The following is a 244-nucleotide window of genomic DNA, read 5'->3' as shown; positions in this document are numbered from 1 at the left end:
GGCGCGGGATGGAGCAGCCTGGTAGCTCGTCGGGCTCATAACCCGAAGGTCGTCGGTTCAAATCCGGCTCCCGCAACCAATTTCCTTTATGGGTTTGAGGTTACTGTAAACTCTAACTTAAGAGATTAAATTAAGTAGTCGATAGACTTAAAATATACAGGCGCGGGATGGAGCAGCCTGGTAGCTCGTCGGGCTCATAACCCGAAGGTCGTCGGTTCAAATCCGGCTCCCGCAACCAATTTCC

General features: G+C 51.6%; 2 tRNA genes. Both read left to right on the top strand.

The window, feature by feature from the left end:
• Nucleotides 1-2: 2 nt before the first annotated feature.
• Nucleotides 3-79: transfer RNA gene (locus AN389_RS19880), tRNA-Met, on the top strand.
• An 82-nt stretch (nt 80-161) separates the two neighbouring features.
• Nucleotides 162-238, top strand: a tRNA-Met gene (locus AN389_RS19875).
• The last annotated feature ends 6 nt before the right edge of the window (nt 239-244 follow it).

Origin of the sequence: Pseudoalteromonas sp. P1-7a, from assembly GCF_001401855.1 — a bacterium.
GTDB lineage: Bacteria > Pseudomonadota > Gammaproteobacteria > Enterobacterales > Alteromonadaceae > Pseudoalteromonas.
Note: the sequence above shows the minus strand (reverse complement) of the source record. Positions and strands in the feature narration are given on the sequence as shown.